The organism is Niveispirillum sp., assembly GCF_017996735.1.
Lineage (GTDB): Bacteria > Pseudomonadota > Alphaproteobacteria > Azospirillales > Azospirillaceae > Niveispirillum.
Window position 1 is genome coordinate 21,918 of sequence record NZ_JAGOGJ010000009.1, and the last position, 18,585, is coordinate 40,502.

The 18,585-nt window shown below is 64.2% G+C and carries 13 protein-coding genes; 8 read left to right on the forward strand and 5 right to left on the reverse strand.

The window, feature by feature from the left end; all coding sequences use genetic code 11:
* Complete coding sequence (locus tag KBA48_RS05320; RefSeq protein ID WP_292903965.1) at positions 1–1,350, reverse strand: CitMHS family transporter; 1,350 nt, start codon at positions 1,348–1,350, stop codon at positions 1–3.
* A gap of 249 nt (positions 1,351–1,599) precedes the next feature.
* Between KBA48_RS05320 and KBA48_RS05325 the strand changes: the two genes are divergently transcribed.
* The 4 genes from KBA48_RS05325 to KBA48_RS05340 all read left to right on the forward strand — a co-directional run bounded on the left by KBA48_RS05325 (position 1,600) and on the right by KBA48_RS05340 (position 7,691).
* Positions 1,600–3,750 (forward strand): TonB-dependent receptor, encoded by a 2,151-nt coding sequence (locus KBA48_RS05325; protein WP_292903966.1) that lies wholly within the window; start codon positions 1,600–1,602, stop codon positions 3,748–3,750.
* A gap of 68 nt (positions 3,751–3,818) precedes the next feature.
* Positions 3,819–5,183 (forward strand): MmgE/PrpD family protein, encoded by a 1,365-nt coding sequence (locus KBA48_RS05330; protein WP_292903967.1) that lies wholly within the window; start codon positions 3,819–3,821, stop codon positions 5,181–5,183.
* Between the two features lie 47 nt (positions 5,184–5,230).
* The gene (locus KBA48_RS05335; protein ID WP_292904065.1) at positions 5,231–6,460 is read left to right on the forward strand and encodes a glycerate kinase; all 1,230 of its coding nucleotides are present in this window, start codon (positions 5,231–5,233) and stop codon (positions 6,458–6,460) included.
* Positions 6,461–6,614: 154 nt separating this feature from the next.
* Positions 6,615–7,691, forward strand: a complete 1,077-nt coding sequence (locus KBA48_RS05340; protein WP_292903968.1) for a tartrate dehydrogenase — start codon at positions 6,615–6,617, stop codon at positions 7,689–7,691.
* A gap of 46 nt (positions 7,692–7,737) precedes the next feature.
* Here the strand turns inward: KBA48_RS05340 and KBA48_RS05345 are convergent, their stop codons facing one another.
* From KBA48_RS05345 to KBA48_RS05355, 3 genes are all read right to left on the reverse strand, one after another.
* Positions 7,738–8,640, reverse strand: coding sequence for a rhamnan synthesis F family protein (locus KBA48_RS05345; RefSeq protein WP_292903969.1), 903 nt, complete (start codon positions 8,638–8,640; stop codon positions 7,738–7,740).
* A 336-nt stretch (positions 8,641–8,976) separates the two neighbouring features.
* Positions 8,977–10,341: an HlyD family type I secretion periplasmic adaptor subunit gene (locus KBA48_RS05350; protein WP_292903970.1), complete on the reverse strand. Its 1,365-nt coding sequence runs from the start codon at positions 10,339–10,341 to the stop codon at positions 8,977–8,979.
* Positions 10,310–12,565, reverse strand: a complete 2,256-nt coding sequence (locus KBA48_RS05355) for a peptidase domain-containing ABC transporter (protein ID WP_292903971.1) — start codon at positions 12,563–12,565, stop codon at positions 10,310–10,312. Before KBA48_RS05355 ends, KBA48_RS05350 begins: the two co-directional genes overlap by 32 nt.
* Before the next feature lie 209 nt (positions 12,566–12,774).
* On the opposite strand from KBA48_RS05355, the gene KBA48_RS05360 reads away from it, so the two are divergent.
* The 4 genes from KBA48_RS05360 to KBA48_RS05375 are packed head-to-tail and all read left to right on the forward strand — an operon-like array spanning position 12,775 to position 17,835.
* Positions 12,775–13,635, forward strand: a complete 861-nt coding sequence (locus tag KBA48_RS05360; RefSeq protein WP_292903972.1) for an ABC transporter permease — start codon at positions 12,775–12,777, stop codon at positions 13,633–13,635.
* 39 nt (positions 13,636–13,674) lie between these two features.
* Positions 13,675–14,391 carry an ABC transporter ATP-binding protein gene (locus KBA48_RS05365; protein WP_292903973.1) on the forward strand — a complete coding sequence of 239 codons (717 nt, stop codon included), beginning with the start codon at positions 13,675–13,677 and terminating at the stop codon, positions 14,389–14,391.
* A gap of 55 nt (positions 14,392–14,446) precedes the next feature.
* The gene (locus KBA48_RS05370; protein WP_292903974.1) at positions 14,447–16,672 is read left to right on the forward strand and encodes a glycosyltransferase; all 2,226 of its coding nucleotides are present in this window, start codon (positions 14,447–14,449) and stop codon (positions 16,670–16,672) included.
* Positions 16,669–17,835 carry a glycosyltransferase family 2 protein gene (locus KBA48_RS05375; protein ID WP_292903975.1) on the forward strand — a complete coding sequence of 389 codons (1,167 nt, stop codon included), beginning with the start codon at positions 16,669–16,671 and terminating at the stop codon, positions 17,833–17,835. The genes KBA48_RS05370 and KBA48_RS05375 overlap by 4 nt, the downstream gene beginning before the upstream one ends.
* Positions 17,836–17,845: 10 nt before the next feature.
* On the opposite strand, the gene KBA48_RS05380 is transcribed toward KBA48_RS05375, so the two are convergent.
* The gene (locus KBA48_RS05380) at positions 17,846–18,385 is read right to left on the reverse strand and encodes an HAD family hydrolase (protein WP_292903976.1); all 540 of its coding nucleotides are present in this window, start codon (positions 18,383–18,385) and stop codon (positions 17,846–17,848) included.
* Between the last annotated feature and the right edge of the window lie 200 nt (positions 18,386–18,585).

Consider the following 18,585-nt stretch of genomic DNA (forward strand, 5'->3'; position numbering starts at 1 on the left):
TTACCCCGCGCGCAGCGGGATGGCGCCCGTGGCAATGGCCGCGACCAGCACCACCAGCGACACCAGCACCGCCCATTTCAGGGCGAAGCGCTGCGCGTCGGCCACATCCACGCCCAGCAGGCCACAGGCCAGATAGATGGGGGCCAGCAGCGGGCTCAGCGTATGCACCGGCTGTCCGATCAGGGAGGCGCGCGCAATCACGTCGGCACCGATGCCGTAACTGGCGGCGGCATTGGCAATGATGGGCACCACCCCAAAATAATAGGCGTCGTTCGACATCACGAAGGTCAGCGGCATGCTGGCCAGCGCCGTGATCGGCGCCATGTAGGGACCGATGGCATCGGGCACCACATCCAGCGCCGCCCGGGCCATGGCGTCGGCCATGCCGGTGCCGTTCAGGATGCCCGTGAAGGCACCGGCCGCGAACAGCAACACCACGATATTCACGACATTATCGGCATGGGCGCTGATCCGCGCCTTCTGGTCGCGCATCCTCGGGTAATTGACGGTGACCGCGATGGCGAACGCCCCCATCATCATCACCGGCAAGGGCGCCAGCCCCAGGATCATGCCCAGCACCAACCCCAGCGTCAGCGCCAGATTGAACCAGAACAGGCGTGGGCGGCGGGCCTCCAGATCGATCTCCAGCCGGGCCGCCAGCGGCTTGCCGGTATCGCCGCCGGACAGCGGGGCAGTGCCGGCCAGACGTCGCCGTTCCGACCGGCCGAACAGCCAGGCCAGCGTGAAGATGGCCATGAAACCCACCAGCATGGCGGGGATCAGCGGCGCGAAGACCTGACCCAGATCGGCACCAACGGCCGCCGCCGCCCGCGCCGATGGCCCACCCCAGGGCACATAATTCATCAAGGAATTGCACAGGCCCAGCAAGGTCGCCAGGATCAGCGGGTTCATCCCCACCCGGCGATAGACGGGCAGGAAGGCCGTGATGATGATCAGGGCCGTCGTCGTGCCATCCCCGTCCAGCGACACCAGCGTGGCCAGCCCCGCCGTGCCCAGGGCGATGCGCACCGGATCGTCGCCCACCATGGCCAGCACCCGGCGCACCAGCGGATCGAACAGGCCCGCATCCATCATGATGGCGAAGTACAGGACGGCGAAGGTCAGCATCAGCGCCGTGGGCGCCACCTGCAGCACACCGTCGATGATCATGCGGCCCAGATCGGCGCCAGCCCCGGCCACAAGGCCGAACAGGATCGGAATGATCAGCAGCGCGGCCACGGCCGACATCCGCTTGGTCATGATCAGCACCATGAAGGTGGTGACCATCGCCGTCCCCAGCAGGGCCGGCGAAAGCAATTGTTCGAACAAGGCACCGTCTCCCGCAGCCATGGCCGCAACCGTCATCCCGGCGGCCGGTATCCGGCAGGGACGGGACAGGGGGCGCCACAGCGCGTTGCATGGATTGAAGGGGTGTCGCCACCGGTCACATCATCCTGGGCAGATGGCGCCATTTCGTCAAGAACAACATCCATACGTGATAAATTTTGCATCCAATATGTTGACCCAGCGCATCCATTCTGCCAGAACTTCTTCTGCAACCGGCCAGGACCGGGTAAAAGAACCTTGAGGGAGGATCGAATGAGAGGGTTCAGCCGCCGCGCGCTCCGCCACGGCGCATCAGCCGTGATGCTGCTGTCGGCCAGCGCCGCCATGGCGCAGAACGCCGTCCCGACGGATGCGCTGGAAGAAATCATCGTGACGGCCCAGCGCCGCAGCGAACGCTTGCAGGACGTTCCCGTAACCGTGACCGCCTTCAGCGCGGAAGAGATCGAACAGGCCCGCCTGTATCAGATCGACGACATTGCCAGCCGCACGCCCGGCCTGAATTTCGACGCCTTCCCGGCGTCGCAGCCGCGCATCACCATCCGTGGCATCGGTTCCAGCGACCGTGGCGCCGCCGGTGACCCCAGTTCCGCCGTCTTCCTGGACGAGGTCTATCTGGGCCGTCCCGCGGCCGTGGCCTTCGACGCGTTCGACGTGTCGCGGATCGAGGTGCTGAAGGGCCCGCAGGGCACGCTCTATGGCCGCAATGTCGTGGGCGGCGCCGTCAATGTCGTCAGCAACCGCCCCGAACTGGACCGCACCGATGCGGGTCTGGAAGGGACGATCGGCAATTACGAGCGTCTGGAGGGGGCGGCCTTCGTCAACATCCCCCTGGCCGAGGGCAAGTGGGCCGCTCGCGCCAGCGGCGCCTGGCGCACCCATGACGGCTATGTGAAGAACAGCTTCACCGGCGGCCGGGTGGAAGATCAGGACACGCGCAGTGGTCGCCTGCATGTCTATGGCGAACCGGTGGATACCGTGCGTGTCCTGCTGACCATCGACGGCACGCGCGACCGCGCCGACGGGCCGGCGCAGCATGTGCTGGACCTGGACCCGACCGATCCTCGCCGTGCCTTGTGGACGGTGGACCGCAACCGCAAGCACACGGCCGGGTCGGACGAAGGTTTTCAGGACCGCGACACCTGGGGTGTGCGCGGCCAGGTGGACTGGGACCTGCCATTTGCGACCGTCACCTATCTGGGCGCCTACCGTGACCTGGATTACCATGTCGCCTATGATTTCGACGGCGGACACGCTCCCGGCAACCGCATCAATATTGGTGGCGGCAATGACGAGAAGAGCGACTTCTCCAGCCACGAATTGCGGCTGAACTCCCTGCCCGACAGCACGATCCAGTGGGTGGCGGGCCTTTACAATTTCAACAATGACACCGACCGCCTGGATACGCTGGTCATCGACCAGGGCCGCCCGGCCACGGAAATCTATACCCAGGCCGCCACACTGAAATCCTATGCGGTCTTTGGCGATGCCACGGTGCCGCTGGATGACCGCTTCTCGCTGATCGCGGGCCTGCGCTATTCCAAGGACGAGAAGGATTACCGCGTCAGCAACACCGCCGGCACCGCCGTTCTGCGCGGGTCCGAACGGTTCGATGTCAGCGTTTCCGACAGCTATGACGCCTGGACCTGGCGGGCCGGCGGACAGTACAAGCTGGACCGCGATCATCAGCTTTACGCCATGGTGTCGCGCGGCTTCAAAAGCGGCGGCTTCCAGGATACGCCGGGTTCGGCGGCGGAAGCGCGCGACGGGTTCGAACCGGAATTCGCCACCCAGTACGAACTGGGCCAGAAAAGCAGTTTCCTGGACGGGCGGCTGATCTGGAACAACACCCTCTATCTGATGAAATATACCGACCTGCAGACGCGCCGCACCCTGCCCAACCTGTCCATCGTGACGGAGAATGCCGGCGAGGCGACCATCAAGGGCTATGAGACGCTGCTGAGCTGGCGGGTTTTCGCGGGCGCACGGCTGACGGCCAGCTATGGCTATACCGACGCCACCTTCGATGTCTTCGAACCGGAACCGGGCGAGGATTATGCCGGCAACCGCCTGTCGCGCACGCCCAAGCATAAATTCACCCTGACACCGTCTTACGAGGCCGGGCTTGGCAATGGCGGCAGCCTGCTGTTCGCCGCCGATTACCGCTATGAAAGCATGATCTTCGACGACAATGCCAATGACGGGCCGGAACGGCGCCCGGCCACGCATTTTGTCGATGGACGTATCGTGTTCACTGACGCATCCGGGAAATGGTCGGTCTCGCTCTGGGGCAAGAACCTGACCAATGAAGTGACACGGACCTTCCAGGCCGTGTTCCTGGGGGCGAATTTCGGCGCCTACAACCCGCCCCGCACCGTGGGGGCGACGGTCACCTGGCGGATGTGAGGCGCGGGGGTCCGGCGCCGGTATGCCGGTGCCGGACCCCGTTACGCCCGGGCAAGGAAAGACTGGAAATGAACATCGCCGAGCAAATCGCGGATTATGCACACGGCCTGGATGGCCGGCGGTTACCGCCGCTGGTCGTCCATCGTGCAAAGCAGCGCATGGTCGACAGCCTGGCCTGCGCGCTGGGCGCCTATGGGTCCATCCCGGCGCGGGCGGCAACGGCCATGGCCGCCATGGTGCCGGTGCCGGCTGCCAGCGTGCTGGGCACAAGGCTGCGCACCACGCCCGACCTTGCCGCCTTCGCCAACGGCACGCTGGTCCGTTACCTGGACTATAATGACGGGTATATGAGCCGGGACCCCGGCCATCCCAGCGACAATATCCCCGCCTGCCTTGCCGTGGCAGAGGCGGAGGGGGCGCCGGGTCCTGAACTGATTACCGCCATCGTCCTGGCTTATGAGGTGCAGATGCGCCTGCAGGACGCAGCCGGGCTGAACCGGCGCGGCTGGGACCATGTGAACTATATCCTGGTGTCGATGGCCGCCGCCGCATCCCGCCTGATGAAGCTGGACCGGCAGCAGACCGTGCAGGCCATCAACATGGCCCTGAACGGCCATATCGCCCTACGTCAGGTCCGGTCGGGCGAACTGTCAGCCTGGAAAGGCTGCTCTGCCGCCAATGCCGCCCGCAACGCCATCTTCTGCGCGGCGCTGGCCCGCCATGGCATGGACGGCCCGTCGCCGATCTTCGAAGGCAAGATGGGCTTCATCCGCCAGATCTGCGGCGAGATGGATTTTGATATTTCCCGCTTCGGCACGGCGGAAAACGGGGATTTCCGCATCCTGAAATCCCTGACCAAGAGCTTCCCCACCAATGGCGAACTGCACACGGCGGTCTTTGCGGCCATCGACCTGCGCCCCCTGCTGGGCAATATTGACGAGGTGGAGGCGATCCATATCGATACCACCGATATCGGCTATCGCATCCTGGCCAGCGATCCGCAGAAATGGCGGCCGGCCACGCGGGAAACCGCCGATCACAGCCTGCCCTATACCGTGGCGCGTGCGTTGCTGGACGGGGATATCACCCTCGCCTCCTATGACCCCGCCATGATCGCCGACCCGCGCGCCGCCGCCCTGATGGACCGGACGACGGTGGCAGAGGATCCGGCCCTGACGGCCCTGTTCCCCGCGCATCTGCCCAACCGTGTCACAGTGACCATGCGCTCGGGCCAAATTCTCCGCCGCGAAGTGATTTCCGGCCCCGGATCGGTGGAAAACCCGATGAATGATGCCGATTTCGACGCCAAGTTCCGGCGCATGGCCGAAGGGAAAATCGACACGCGGCAGCAGGATGCGGCACTGGACTTCGTGATGACCCTGGACCGCCGGGACAGCTATGCCGGCCTTTTCGACGCCATGTGCAGCGCGTAACCGTGACGGAACCCGTGCCGAAACCAGCCCCCGAAGCGGCGCTGCGCATGCTGTTCCAGGCAGCAATCGACGCCGCCTCTCCCGACCTGTGCCTGCCGCCGCACCTGCCACCCCCGCCCAGGGGACGGACCCTGGTGGTGGGTGCCGGCAAGGCGGCGGCCGCCATGGCCGCCGCCGTCGAACGGCACTGGCAGGGGCCGCTCTCGGGACTGGTCATCACCCGCTACGGCCATGGCGTGCCCTGCCGGAAGGTGGAGGTGGTGGAGGCCGCCCATCCCGTGACCGACGATGCCGGCATCCGGGCCACGGCCCGCATGCTGGACATGCTGCGCGGGCTGACGGCGGATGACCTTGTCCTGTGTCTGATATCGGGGGGCGGGTCGGCCCTGCTGGCCGCGCCCGCGCCGGGCCTGACACTGTCCGACAAACAGATGGTGGCCCGCGCCTTGCTGAAAAGCGGGGCCACCATCGCGGAGATGAATTGTGTGCGCAAGCACCTGTCGGCGGTGAAGGGTGGGCGGCTGGCCCGTCTGGCGGCCCCGGCCCGGATTCACGCGCTGATGATCTCCGACGTGCCGGGCGACGATCCGGCCACCATCGCCTCCGGTCCCACCCTGGCCGATCCCACCACGCGGGCGGAAGCGCTGGCCATCCTGGCCCGATACCGGATCGATGCACCGGCCGCTGTCACACGATGGCTGTCGGACCCCGCCAGCGAGACGCCGAAATCCCTGGCCAATCTGCCGCCGGGCGATGCCGTCCTGGTGGCGACACCGGCCGATGCCATCGCGGCAGCGGCGGCGCTGGCCCGGCAGATGGGGATCGCGCCTGTGTTCCTGGGCAGTGCCATCGAGGGGGAGGCACGCGACGTCGCGGCCCGGCAGGCCGATTTTGTGCGGGCCGTATTGGATGGCACCCATCCCGCCCCGCGCCCCTGCGTCCTGCTGTCGGGCGGGGAAACCAGCGTGACGGTGCGCGGCAAGGGCCGGGGCGGGCGCAATGCCGAATATCTTCTGGCGCTGGCCGTGGCCCTGAACGGACAGCAGGGCGTCCACGCCCTGGCCGCCGATACGGACGGTATCGACGGGTCGGAGGACAATGCCGGCGCCTGGATCGGCCCCGACATCCTGACCCGTGCCGCGACGGCGGGCCTCTCGGCCACGGACCGGCTGGACGACAATGACGGCTACGGTTTCTTCCAGGCGCTGGGCACTCTGCTGTTCACGGGGCCGACACGGACAAATGTGAATGATTTCAGGGCTATCCTGATCGAATAACACCAATCTGCCGAAGGTTTGACTTTGGCAGGCTGGACGCCGCCGACTGGCGGCGCAAGCCAAGCCGCCGGATAGCGGCGCCCGGCGTCTGAGCGAACACGAAATCTCCCTGGATCGGTCACGATCAAGGAAGGTTGGAATAAGGATTGATGGAATGAGCAAGCAAAGCCCCTACCGCATCGCCGTGATCCCCGGTGACGGCATTGGCAAGGAAGTGGTGCCCGAAGGTTTGCGCGTGCTGGACGCCGTCTGCGAACGGTTCGACATCCGTTTCCAGTTCGACCATTTCGATTTTGCCTCCTGTGATTATTATCTTCAGCACGGCAAGATGATGCCCGACAATTGGAAGGCGCTGATCGGCGGGCATGACGCGATCTTTTTCGGAGCCGTGGGCTGGCCCGCGACCGTGCCGGACCATGTCTCCCTCTGGGGATCGCTGATCCAGTTCCGCCGCGAATTCGACCAGTATGTGAACCTGCGCCCCGTCCGTCTGATGCCGGGCGTTGAAAGCCCGCTGGCCAACCGCAAGCCGGGGGATATCGACTTCTACGTGGTGCGGGAGAATACGGAGGGGGAATATTCCTCCATCGGCGGCCGCATCTTCCCCGGCACCGACCGCGAAGTGGTGATGCAGGAAACGGTGATGACCCGCATCGGCACCGACCGTATCCTGAAATACGCTTTCGACCTGGCCCAGCGGCGGGAAAAGAAGCACCTGACGTCCGCCACCAAGTCCAACGGCATCGCCATCACCATGCCCTATTGGGACGAACGGGTGGAAGCGATGGCGACCCATTATCCCGATGTGCGCTGGGACAAGTACCATATCGACATCCTGGCCGCCCATTTCGTGCAGCATCCCGACTGGTTCGATGTGGTCGTGGCCTCCAACCTGTTCGGCGATATCCTGTCCGACCTTGGCCCGGCCTGTACCGGCACCATCGGCATCGCCCCCGCCGGCAACATCAATCCCGACGGCCGGTTCCCATCGCTGTTCGAACCGGTCCACGGCTCCGCCCCCGACATTGCGGGCCAAGGGATCGCCAACCCGGTGGGACAGATCTGGTCCGCCGCCCTGATGTTGGACCATCTGGGGGAATATGCGGCGGGGGCCGCCATCGTAAGGGCCATCGAAACCGTGCTGGCCCAGCCACACCTGCGCACCCGCGACCTGGGCGGCACGGCCGACACCATCACCTGCGGCAAGGCCATCGCCGACGCGCTGGCGTAAACACTTCCGCCCCGCGTGGCAGCAGGCGGGGCGGACGATCAACCGGTCAATAGACGCGGTTGCGCATCGAATGTTCGAGATGCTTGACGATCAGCTTGCTGTCATAGCTGGAAACGTCCTGCATCAACGTCTCCCAATGCTGCAGGAAGGGGATGCCCACGGGGTTACGCTGCAGCAAGTCCCGTTTGATGAAGGGGCAGCGCGCCGACACCAGAAGTTCGTCCCAGAAGAAATGGGTCTGGTTCAGAGCCACGCCTTCCCGCAGGAAACGGCCCATCATCTCCAGATACCGATAGCGGACAGGATCCTTTTCCGGCTTGGTTTCAAGCAGGTAGGCCTCGATCCGCGGTGATACGCTGGCTACCAGCGCCCGGTAGGGGAACAGCGCCTGACAACGCAGACCGTGGCGCAGGAAGAACTGCGTCAGGCCGATCTCTCCATACTTGACCACCCAATGCTTGTTCCGGAAATAGGGCAGACGGCCCCAGAAATGCCGGAACGTGCGATCCTTCAAGACCTTTGGATGGAACAGCACAAAATAGCTTTGCAGGTGGAAATAGTGCGACCAGCAGTCCGTGATGCCCCAGATATCGGCCTTGGCCGGGTCCGCCCTGTCGATGATCTCCACCAGATCCTGCAGCGGCCCATAGATGCTGTCATTGGTGACCAGCAACATATCCAGCGCGCTGAGATCCGGCACCTGGGCGATGCCATCCTTGAAGGCACCGAAATCGTAACCGACATTCGACCGCCACAGGATGCGTGCGACCAGCGGCTTCAGGGTTTCGACGCTGGCCTTGGGAAAGCGGGGTGAATTGCTTGTGAACACAACGGTGAAGCCGGCCCGCTTCAGTTCCTGCAAGTAATAGATCACATAGTCATGAATCACCCCTTTATTATCGAAATGGTTGAACACGACAACGCGCTTGGCCGAGCCAAGATCGTCCACACCATCCCATTTTTTTCGAATATAATTTGGACGCAGCGGCGCAAAGGAATAAGCGCGCGCAAAATCTAAATAATCCAATGCTTCATTGCGAAGTCGATTTAATTTATGCTTAAGCGCCATGATTATTTCTGTCTTCAATTTTTGTGCGACGGATTTTTGCCCCGCCGCACAGTATTGTTAAAATACGCACGACCCATCCTGGAGAAACCAAGACGAGGTGCTGAACCGGTCACGACCGATTATACTCGGCTCCGGCTGTGCAGCCAAAGTCAAAACCACGAGCATACCCGCCACGGATACGTTTCCTGCCGGCTAGATACCGGCAGGAACAGTGCATCAGGGTTCACGCATGCCTTCCTGCGTATTGATGATGACGCGGGACAGCAAGGAGGAAAGAATCGGCCGGCTGCCGACGACGATATCCGCCTGCAGCGGCATACCGGGCACAAGCCGGACCTCGCCGGGTACGTTGCGAAGCTCGATCGCCTGGATTTCGGCTCGCACCTTGTAATAGCGCTCCGGCGCGATGGTACCATCGTCTCGCTGGGAAAAGCTGTTTTCACTGATCGACCGCACCGTGGCGCGGACCGTGCCATAGCGGGTGAAATCGTAGGCGCTCAGTTTCACCTGCACCTCGTCGCCCACTTTCACGAACCCCTGATCCATGCCGGCAACGTCAGCCTCAATCTCCAGCGCCGCGTTCACGGGCATCAAGGATACCAGCACCTGTCCCGACGGCACGACGGAACCCGCGCCGACATCGGCCACGCTGACGACCGTGGCATCAGCCGCCGCCCGCAACTCAACCAGATCGCGGCGATATTCGGCCTTCGACAAGGCCTCGTCGACCTGCGCCAGTTCCGTGCGTTTGGTCGCCAGCAGCGTCGTCAGTTGCGACCGCCACTCCTGCAAATAGGCCTCACGTTCGGCCTGCAGGCTTTCCAGCGAATAGCGGGAAGTCCGGACCTGCTGTTCGCTATTGGACAGATTGCGTGCGATCTCCGCCTTGCTGTCCTGGGCAATCAGCACGTTCAGCCGGCTGCCTACCTCCTTGCGCGCCAGCTCCGATCGCATACCTTCGATCTCTTCGCTGACCTTCAGCCGGGACCGGTAATGTTCCGCATCGCGCAGGCCACTGGTGATCTGACCATTGGTCGCCAGGATTTTCTGCTCAAAGACCGCCAGCCTTGCCTGACGCTCCGCCTGACGCGCCTTCCAGATGGAATATTCCGTCTGGGCCACCGTTTCGGCAGGGCCGGGCACCGCCAGCGGCGTATCCGTCTGTTCGGCTTCCAACCGGGCCAACTGCGCCCGTAGGGCTGCGCGGTTTGCCAGCAGGGTGGAGACGTCGGCCGTGGAAATTGTGGGGTCCAGCGTGGCCAGGACATCGCCTTTCGTCACCTGATCGCCTGGCCGCACCAGCACCTCGCGCAGAACGGACGCTTCCAGTGGCTGGACCAGCAGGGTCGGCGTTCTGGAAACCAGCCGGCCCTGAGCAGACACGACGCGATCCAACTGTACAATGGCAATCAACGCGATGGCGATCACCACCATCAGCACAAAAGCGTGAACGGTCAGCCGCAAGCGCGGATTGTAAGGCGCGCCCATGATTTCGGCCAGATGCGACTGGAAATCGTTGATGGCCTGGTCGGCCGCCGCGTTCCGGCGATCAGGGCGCAGGACCAGTGATCGAGCGTTCATGGCTTGCTCCGGAGGACGGGGGCGGGGATTGGTGACGGTTCTGCTGATACCAGAAGTGGCGGTAGATGGCGCAGCGGTCCAAAAGTTCTTCGTGGGTGCCGATATCGAAGACCTTGCCACGCTCCATCACGATGATCTGGTCACAATCGACCAGCGACGCAAGCCGGTGCGAGATCACGATCATTGTGCGCCCTTCGGCGATATGGCGCAGGTTGTTGTTGACGATCGCCTCGCTGTCGGGATCCAGCGCGCTGGTGGCCTCGTCCAGGATCAGGATCGGCGGATCGACCAACAAAGCGCGGGCGATGGCCAGCCGTTGCCGCTGGCCACCGGACAGGTTGCTGCCCCCCTCGGTCAATTGCGTATCATACCCGGAAGGCAGGCGTTCAATGAATTCCTCGGCCCCGGCCAGACGGGCGGCGTCGATGATCTCTTCGAATGTGGCATCGGGCCGCACGATGCCGATATTTTCCCGGATCGTACCGCTAAACAGGAAGTTCTCCTGTAAAACAACGCCCAGGTTGCTGCGCAAATGCAGCAGGTCGAGCTGGCGCAGGTCCGTCCCGTCGATCTTGATCAGACCGTCATATTCCTGATGCAAACCCTGCAACATGCGCGTCACTGTGGTCTTGCCCGAGCCGCTTCGACCCATGATACCCGTGACGCTGCCGGGCGGCAGGTGGAAGCTGACCTGATCCAGCGCATAGGATTGCGCCCCGGAATAGCGGAACCTGACGTCCTCGAACTGGATATTACCGACAAATCGCGGGCGCAAACCATGCGTTGCCCGCGTATCTTCCGCCGGAATGTTGACCAGAGACGCCACCTGACCCAAGGCGCCGCGCACCTCCTGCATGGTCTGCAACAGTCCGGCAATCTGCACGAAGGGCTGGGTGACGCGGCCGGCCAGCATGGTAAAGGCCAACAAGGCACCGACTGCAACCGCCCCGTCCCGGGCCGTCAAAGCCAGATAACAGCCCAGCAGCAACGATCCCGAATAGATCAGTTTCTCCAGCGGCTGCAGAATCGTCTGCGGCACGTTGGTCAACAGCCCCATGTCGCGATGGGCCGTCACGGCCTCGGCAGCGACATCATCCCACTGGTGCCGGCGGCGGCCTTCCAGGGCCAGCGTCTTGATGGTGCGCATGCCATGGATCGTTTCGATCAACAGCGACCCCTTCCGCTGTTCAGCCCTGACCACACGGCTGTATGACCGTGAAATGGCCGGCATGAACATCAGGATGACGGCGAACATGACAATGGCAACCGCCAGGACAAAAAATGTCAACGTCGCGTGCATGTAGAACATGACGGGAAGCAGCACGAGCAGCACGGTACTGTCCAGCAGCGTCGTGAATGCCTGTCCGGTCAGAAAGGCACGGATTCGGCCGGCTTCGCTGATCTTATAGCTGATCGTGCCGGTGCTTTGTCGCTCGAAGACGTCCAGCGGCAGCCCAAGCAGGCGGTCAAAGATATAGCCACTGATGCGGGCATCGATCCTGGCCGTGCCCTCCGCCATCAACCGGCGGCGCAGATAGCCGAAGACCGTATCGAACACAACAACGAAGAAGATGCCGATGATCAGGACGAACAAGGTGGACATGCGCTGGTGTACCAGAACGCGGTTGACCACCACGAAATAGAGGAAGGGCGGCACCAGGGCGAAGACGGACAGAACCAACGCGGACAGGCCGACATCGCGAAAGATGCGCTTGTCCTTGGCCAGTTGCCGGAGCAGCCAGTCGAAGCTGAAATCGCCGCTGGCCTCCGCCGCGGCCTGCTGGCGCTTGAACAGGATGACTTCGCCGTCCCAGATCTCCGCCAGACCAACCATGTCGTATGGGCGCGGCTGTGCCCCATCCATCGGGTGGCGCAGCACCACCACCGGCGGCGCGCCGCCGGCATGGACCGTGATCAGCAGGCGGGCGGTGCCGTCACGCAGCCGCAACAGCGCTGGAATCGCCCGCCCCAGGCGGAGCAGGTGTTCAAACCGCATGCGGGAGACCTTGGCCGTCATGCCAGCCCGCTCGGCAGCGTCCACCACCACCGAAGGAGTGACTTCGGCATCGTCCCTGGCATGCTGACGGATCAACTGCTCTCGTGACAAATGCAGACCATGATGGCGTGCGATGAAGCGCAACCCCTCCAGCATGCTGTGGGGGCCAACCGTCGACACGGCTTCCTGCGCCTCGGTCGTTTCCGCTTCGAACTCCGCTTGCACCATTTCCTTCCTTCCCGGCCACAGCAGGGTGCCCGCGGGGGGAAGGTGGACGTTTCCACGGCCCGGTGTCAAGCGCGGGCGGTTTTCGCCGGCCGATACCCTGTCGCGACATTGGAGGATTTGTCGGCTGTTCCCCGCACATGGCATAAAATGTTGCTCGGGCATGCCGATGCTATATATGTCCTGCGACCGGAAGAGGGGAGCGTTTCACCATGTCGCAATACCGACCCGACCCCGTTTCGGGCCGGCGAGGCTGGTACGGGGCGTTCGTCGCCGACGGGCAGCCCAAGATATCCGCAGCCCTGGCCGACATGATTCTGGGCATGGCCTCCTGGCGGATCTGGTTTTCCCTGGCCGCCGGGGACATAAGGCAAAAATATCGCGGATCGATCCTGGGGCCCCTGTGGGTCACCATCAGCATGGCTGCCTTCACCATCGGGATTGGCATCGTCTATGCTAATCTGTTCAAGATCGACGTTCATGCCTATCTGCCACATGTCGCCGTCGGGATGGTGACATGGACCCTGATCACCGGTCTTGTCACCGACAGTTGCCACGCGCTGATCGGGGCGGAGGGCTATCTGCGCCAGATGCGCCTGCCGCAGACGGTCTTTGTGTACAGGATCATCGCCCGCAACGCCCTGATCCTGGTCCACCATGTGCTGATCATTGTCGGGGTCCTGCTGTGGTTCGGCATCGCCGTTTCGCCGGTTGGCGTGATCCTGTCCGTATTGGCGGCGCTGCTGCTGCTGGTCACCGGCTATGGCTGGGGCCTGGCCCTGGCCTGCATCTGCCTTCGGTTCCGCGACGTCGCCCAGATCGTGGCCACGATCATCACGGGTGCATTTTTCGTGACACCGGTGCTGTGGAAGGGCAGCTTCCTGGCGGAGGATCACCCCGTCCTGGTGTTCAACCCGTTCCATTATCTGGTGGAGATCATGCGCCAACCGCTGACAACGGGTCATTCCGATCCGAAGCACTGGATGGTCGCGATCGGGATTGCGCTTCTGGGATTGGTTGTCGGCCTGCTGACGTTCCGCATCGCGCGGCCCCGGATCACTTACTGGATTTGATCGCCGATGTCCGTCCATATCAGTCTTCAAGATGTTTGCGTGCGGTTTCAGATCTTCGGGCTTCATGGCCGGTCGCTGAAAAAGACGGCCCTGAACCTGTCGACCGGCGGGCGTATCGGGGCGGATCAGGGATCGCATGTGCATATCGATGCCCTGACCGACATCAATCTGGACCTGCATGAAGGCGACCGGATCGGCCTGATCGGACATAACGGCGCCGGCAAGAGCACGCTTTTGCGCACCATGGCCGGCATCTACGAACCGACGGCCGGCCGGGTCAGCGTGCAGGGACGGGTGGCGCCGATGTTCGATCTGATGCTGGGCATCGATCCGGACGCCACCGGCCGCGAGAATGTGCGCCTGCGGGGCCTGCTGCTGGGCATGAGCCCGGCCGACATCAATACCTATGCGGATGAGATCGGGGATTTTTCGGGGCTGGGCGGGTATCTCGACCTTCCCGTGAAGGTCTATTCGTCCGGGATGCTGCTGCGGCTGATGTTCGCCGTGGCCACCGCCATCTCACCGGAGATCCTGCTGCTGGATGAATGGATCACGGCCGGGGACGCCGCCTTCATGGAGCGGGCTGAACAGCGGGTGAACGGCCTGATCGACCGGGCCCGTATGCTGGTGATCGCCAGCCACAGCCGTCCGCTGATTGAAAGGCTTTGCAACAAGGTGGCCGTTCTGGAACATGGCCGCGTCGTCGATTTCGGGCCGCTGTCGCCCGCCCTGCTGGACCGCGCCCTGGCGGCGTGAGGGGGCGGCGTGACGGGGCGGGCCGCCGGGCCGGCATGGTTGATCGGGATGGGGCATGCGGATCGTCGGTCATATCGAGAGCTACACGGACGGTACCCTGATCGGCTGGGCCTGGTCGCCCGACCATCCCGACCAGCGCCTTGTCCTGCTGGTTGAATATGGTGGTCAGCCCGTGGCCGCCGGGCTGGCCAATCTGGACCGGCGGGATGTGGCGGCGGCTGGCCATGGCGACGGGCTGTGCGGTTTCCGCATCCGCGTGCATCTGCCGCCCGGTTCGGCACTCACGGTCCGGGAAATGTCCACCGGCACGGTCGCCTTCACCGATGTCACCGGCCCGGCCCCCCTTCCTGATACCGAGGACGCGCCGGCCCGGTCCGACATCGTGCAGGGCAATGTGGACAATGTCCTGGGCGCCACCATCCGTGGCTGGTGCTGGCAGCCGGGCCGGCCGGACCGGCATGTCGTGGTCGAGGCCGTCATCGACGGCAAAGTGGTGACCACCGCCATCGCGGACAGGCTGCGGGGCGATCTGGTCAATGCCTGCATCGGCAAGGGAGACCACGCCTTCGAACTGCGCATGCCGTTCTGGTGCCTGGATGGCAGGGAACGCCATGTCATGGTGCATGCGCAAGGGCATGGCCCGCTGCATGAGACGCCTGTGCCCTTCATGTGCCTGGGCGGGGGGCCGATATCGCTGCTGGAACAGGTGATGGCGGTGTCGGGCGCTGCACACAACCCCGAGGCTGATACGGCGGCGGCCCTGCTGCGCTGCTATCTGAACCAGATGCAGCACTATCTGCCGGGCAGCATCGGTTTCGGCTATTATGCCGACTGGCGTGATGCCCTGACCGGTTCGCCGGCGGACGACATCCCGCCGGCCTTTGCCGGAACACGGGCGGGGCTGGCCGCGTCGGTCCTGTCCCTGCGCACGCAGGGGGGGGCGGAAATGATGGCCGTCCTGGATGAAGGGGCCATCCTCTATCCGGGCGCCTTGACACGCGCGGCCCTTGCCCTGGAAGCCAGCGGTGACGACATCCTTTATGGCGACGCCGACATGCCCGTCGATGGTGGCACCCTGCCCTGGTTCCGCCCGGACTGGAACTATGATCTTTGCCTATCGCAGGATTATACGCGCGGACTGACCTTGTTCCGTGCCGAGGTGCTGCGGCGTGTCGGCCCCTGCCCTTCGGCAACGGCACTGCGGATGCGGGCCCTGCTGGGTGGCGGGACGGAACCCCGTATCCATCACCTGCCAGAGGTGCTGTGCCATCTGACCCGCGCACCCGGCCCCGAACTGGCCGCCCAGGCGGCGCAGGCGGTGGGCGACCATCTGGCGGCCCGTGGGGTTACCGCAGCGCGCATCGTCACCATCGACACGGACGAAGGGCTGCGGCGGGTGGAATGGCCGGTACCCGCCCCCCCGCCCCTGTTCAGCCTGATCATCCCCACCCGGGACCGGCTGCATCTTGTCCGCGCCGCGGTGGAAAGCATCGAAAGCCGCACGGCCGGCGCGGATTACGAGATCATCATCATCGACAACCAGAGCTGCGAGCCGGAGACCATTGCCTGGCTGGCGCAGGGGCGGGAGCAGGGCAGGTTCCGCGTCATCTCCTACGACGCGCCCTTCAACTTCGCCGATATGAACAACCGTGCCGTGGAACAGGCGCGGGGCAGCATCATCGGCTTTATCAACAATGACGTCGAACTGATCGGGAGCGGCTGGCTGCGGGTTGCCGCCGGCCTGCTGGCACGGCCTGAGGTGGGGGCCGTCGGCGCCCGGTTGCGCTTCTCTAACGGCATGATCCAGCATGGCGGCGTAATTGTCGGCACCGGCGGTCTGGCGGAAAACGCATTCCAGACCGTTCATGTCGACGACCGTGGATATTTCCACCGGACCCGGGTGGCCGGCAATTATAGCGCCGTGACGGCGGCCTGCCTGTTCTGCCGCCGCGCGGACTTCCTGCGTCTGGGCGGGTTCGATGCGGAGAACCTGCCCATCGCCTTCAACGATGTGGATTTTTGCCTGCGCCTGCGGGAAACGGGCGCCTTGATCGTCTGGACACCGGAGATCGATCTCTACCATCATGAAAGCCTGAGCCGCGGCCGCGACAGCACGCCGGAAAGGCTGGTGCGCGCCATGAAGGAGGAAAACTATATGCGGCGTCGCTGGAAGGATCTGTCGATGGCCGACCCTCACTACAATCCGAACCTGAACCTGGATGGCATGCCGTTCACCGGCCTGGCGCTTCCCCCCCGCCACCTCTGGAGGATCGGACGGTGATACGCGGCAATTTCGACTGCATCGCCGGCCGGGATGTTTGCGGATGGGCCTGGGATTCCGAACAGCCACATGAACCCGTCCCGGTCACGGTCCTGTTCGATAATGTCGTTGTGGCTCAGGGACTGGCCAACCACCACCGGCCGGACCTGCAGGCGGCGGGGATCGGCCAGGGTATCCATGCGTTCTACATCGCCTTGCCGGAAGACCTGATTGACGGGCGGACAGGCATCCTGACCGTCACCGCCGGCAATGGGCACAACCTGACCGGCAGCCCTGCCAGCATCCGCCTGCCCAACAATCGTTTCCGCCCCGTGCCGCCGCCCCCGGTGGCGCCGCCCCTGACGCTGGCCGTCTGCGCCATCGTCAAGGATGAACGCCCCTACCTGCTGGAATGGATCGCCCATCACCGGCTGGTCGGTGTCCAGCATTTTGTGCTGTTCGACAATGGCAGCACGGACCAGACGACGGCGCTGCTGTCCGGGCTGGCCAGGGCCGGTATCGTGGACCATGTCCCCTGGCCCGACATTCCGCACGTGGCACCCCAGATCCCCGCCTATATCGCGGGTCTGGCGCGGCTGTCCAACCGCTGCCGCTGGGTCGCCTTCATCGATGCCGATGAATTCCTGAACCCGATAGACGGCCGCGACGTGCCATCGGTTCTGGCCGATCATGACGGGGCGGCCGGGCTGGTGGTGCCCTGGCGATTGTTCGGATCGAACGGCAGGCAGCAGCATGAGGACGACCTTGTCATCAGCCGCTTCACACGGCGGGCGGCGGCGGACCACCCCCTGAACCGTTCGGTGAAGACCATCGTGCAGGCGCGTCTGGTCGCCCGCCCGGACATCCATGTACCCACCATCACCGATGGCACGCTGATCGATGAGCATGGGCGTGTGGCCGGCAGCCAGGGCCACCCGTCCCATCATGCCGTGCCCGATGCAAAGGCCCTGGTCATCAATCATTATTTCACGAAATCACAGGAGGAATGGGTCCGCAAACGGTCGCGTGGCCGCGCGACGGAACCCGCCCACAGCACGGCCCGCCTGCGTCCGGACGAGCATTTCCTGTCCCATGACATCAACGATATCGAGGATGCGGGCCTTGCCATCAGGGCGGACCGGGTGCGGGCGGAGATGGAGCGGCTGGCCTCGCTGCTGGCGTGAGCACCACCCGTCACCCCGGACCGCGAGGGGCGAGCCGTTGCACCTGACCCAGCAGCCCCCCTTCTTCAACCAGGAAGCCGGGCAGGCCTGCCGCTGCCGCCGCCGCCAGGTCTGACGCACGGTCGCCGATCAGGAAGCTGCGTGACATGTCCACCGGCCAGCGCCGGGCCAGATCCAGGATCATGCCCGGTGCCGGCTTGCGGCACAGGCAGGCGGCGCGATACGCATTGATCACGGCGTCCGGGTGATGGGGGCAATAGCACCAGTCATCCACCCGCGCGCCCCGACCGCGCAACCATTCATCCATCCAGGCATGAAGGTCGCGGACGGCCCCTTCATCATAGAGTCCACGGGCCACGCCGGACTGATTGGTCACCACAAACACGAAATAGCCGGCTTCGTTCAGGTGCCGGATCGCCGCCGGCACATCCGCCAGCCAGACGATCTGCCGGGGTTGGTGGGGATAGCCCGTATCCAGGTTCAGGACACCATCGCGGTCCAGAAAGGCCGCAGGCCGGGATGCCGGCCCCTTCTGGTCATTCATCGTCATCCCAGCATACCTGGCAATCTCCCCGTCGCCTGCCGGACGGCGGCCCGGCCGGTAGGGTGCCTTGCCAGCATGGGTGGCCGGCAGGGATTGGACAAGGGGGATGTTCGATGATCAGGCCGGCCCGACAGATGCGGGCACCATCATGGCATCCAGCAAAGTCCCGAAGACCGGCAACCGCCCGTCTTGCCCCGGCCGGACAG

What these genes read in the sequence shown, in the direction of transcription:
- KBA48_RS05320 (WP_292903965.1), bottom strand. Translation starts at nt 1,350, where the DNA reads ATGGCTGCGGGAGACGGTGCCTTGTTCGAACAATTGCTTTCGCCGGCC.
- KBA48_RS05325 (WP_292903966.1), top strand. Translation starts at nt 1,600, where the DNA reads ATGAGAGGGTTCAGCCGCCGCGCGCTCCGCCACGGCGCATCAGCCGTG.
- KBA48_RS05330 (WP_292903967.1), top strand. Translation starts at nt 3,819, where the DNA reads ATGAACATCGCCGAGCAAATCGCGGATTATGCACACGGCCTGGATGGC.
- KBA48_RS05335 (WP_292904065.1), top strand. Translation starts at nt 5,231, where the DNA reads ATGCTGTTCCAGGCAGCAATCGACGCCGCCTCTCCCGACCTGTGCCTG.
- KBA48_RS05340 (WP_292903968.1), top strand. Translation starts at nt 6,615, where the DNA reads ATGAGCAAGCAAAGCCCCTACCGCATCGCCGTGATCCCCGGTGACGGC.
- KBA48_RS05350 (WP_292903970.1), bottom strand. Translation starts at nt 10,341, where the DNA reads ATGAACGCTCGATCACTGGTCCTGCGCCCTGATCGCCGGAACGCGGCG.
- KBA48_RS05355 (WP_292903971.1), bottom strand. Translation starts at nt 12,565, where the DNA reads ATGGTGCAAGCGGAGTTCGAAGCGGAAACGACCGAGGCGCAGGAAGCC.
- KBA48_RS05360 (WP_292903972.1), top strand. Translation starts at nt 12,775, where the DNA reads ATGTCGCAATACCGACCCGACCCCGTTTCGGGCCGGCGAGGCTGGTAC.
- KBA48_RS05370 (WP_292903974.1), top strand. Translation starts at nt 14,447, where the DNA reads ATGCGGATCGTCGGTCATATCGAGAGCTACACGGACGGTACCCTGATC.
- KBA48_RS05380 (WP_292903976.1), bottom strand. Translation starts at nt 18,385, where the DNA reads ATGACGATGAATGACCAGAAGGGGCCGGCATCCCGGCCTGCGGCCTTT.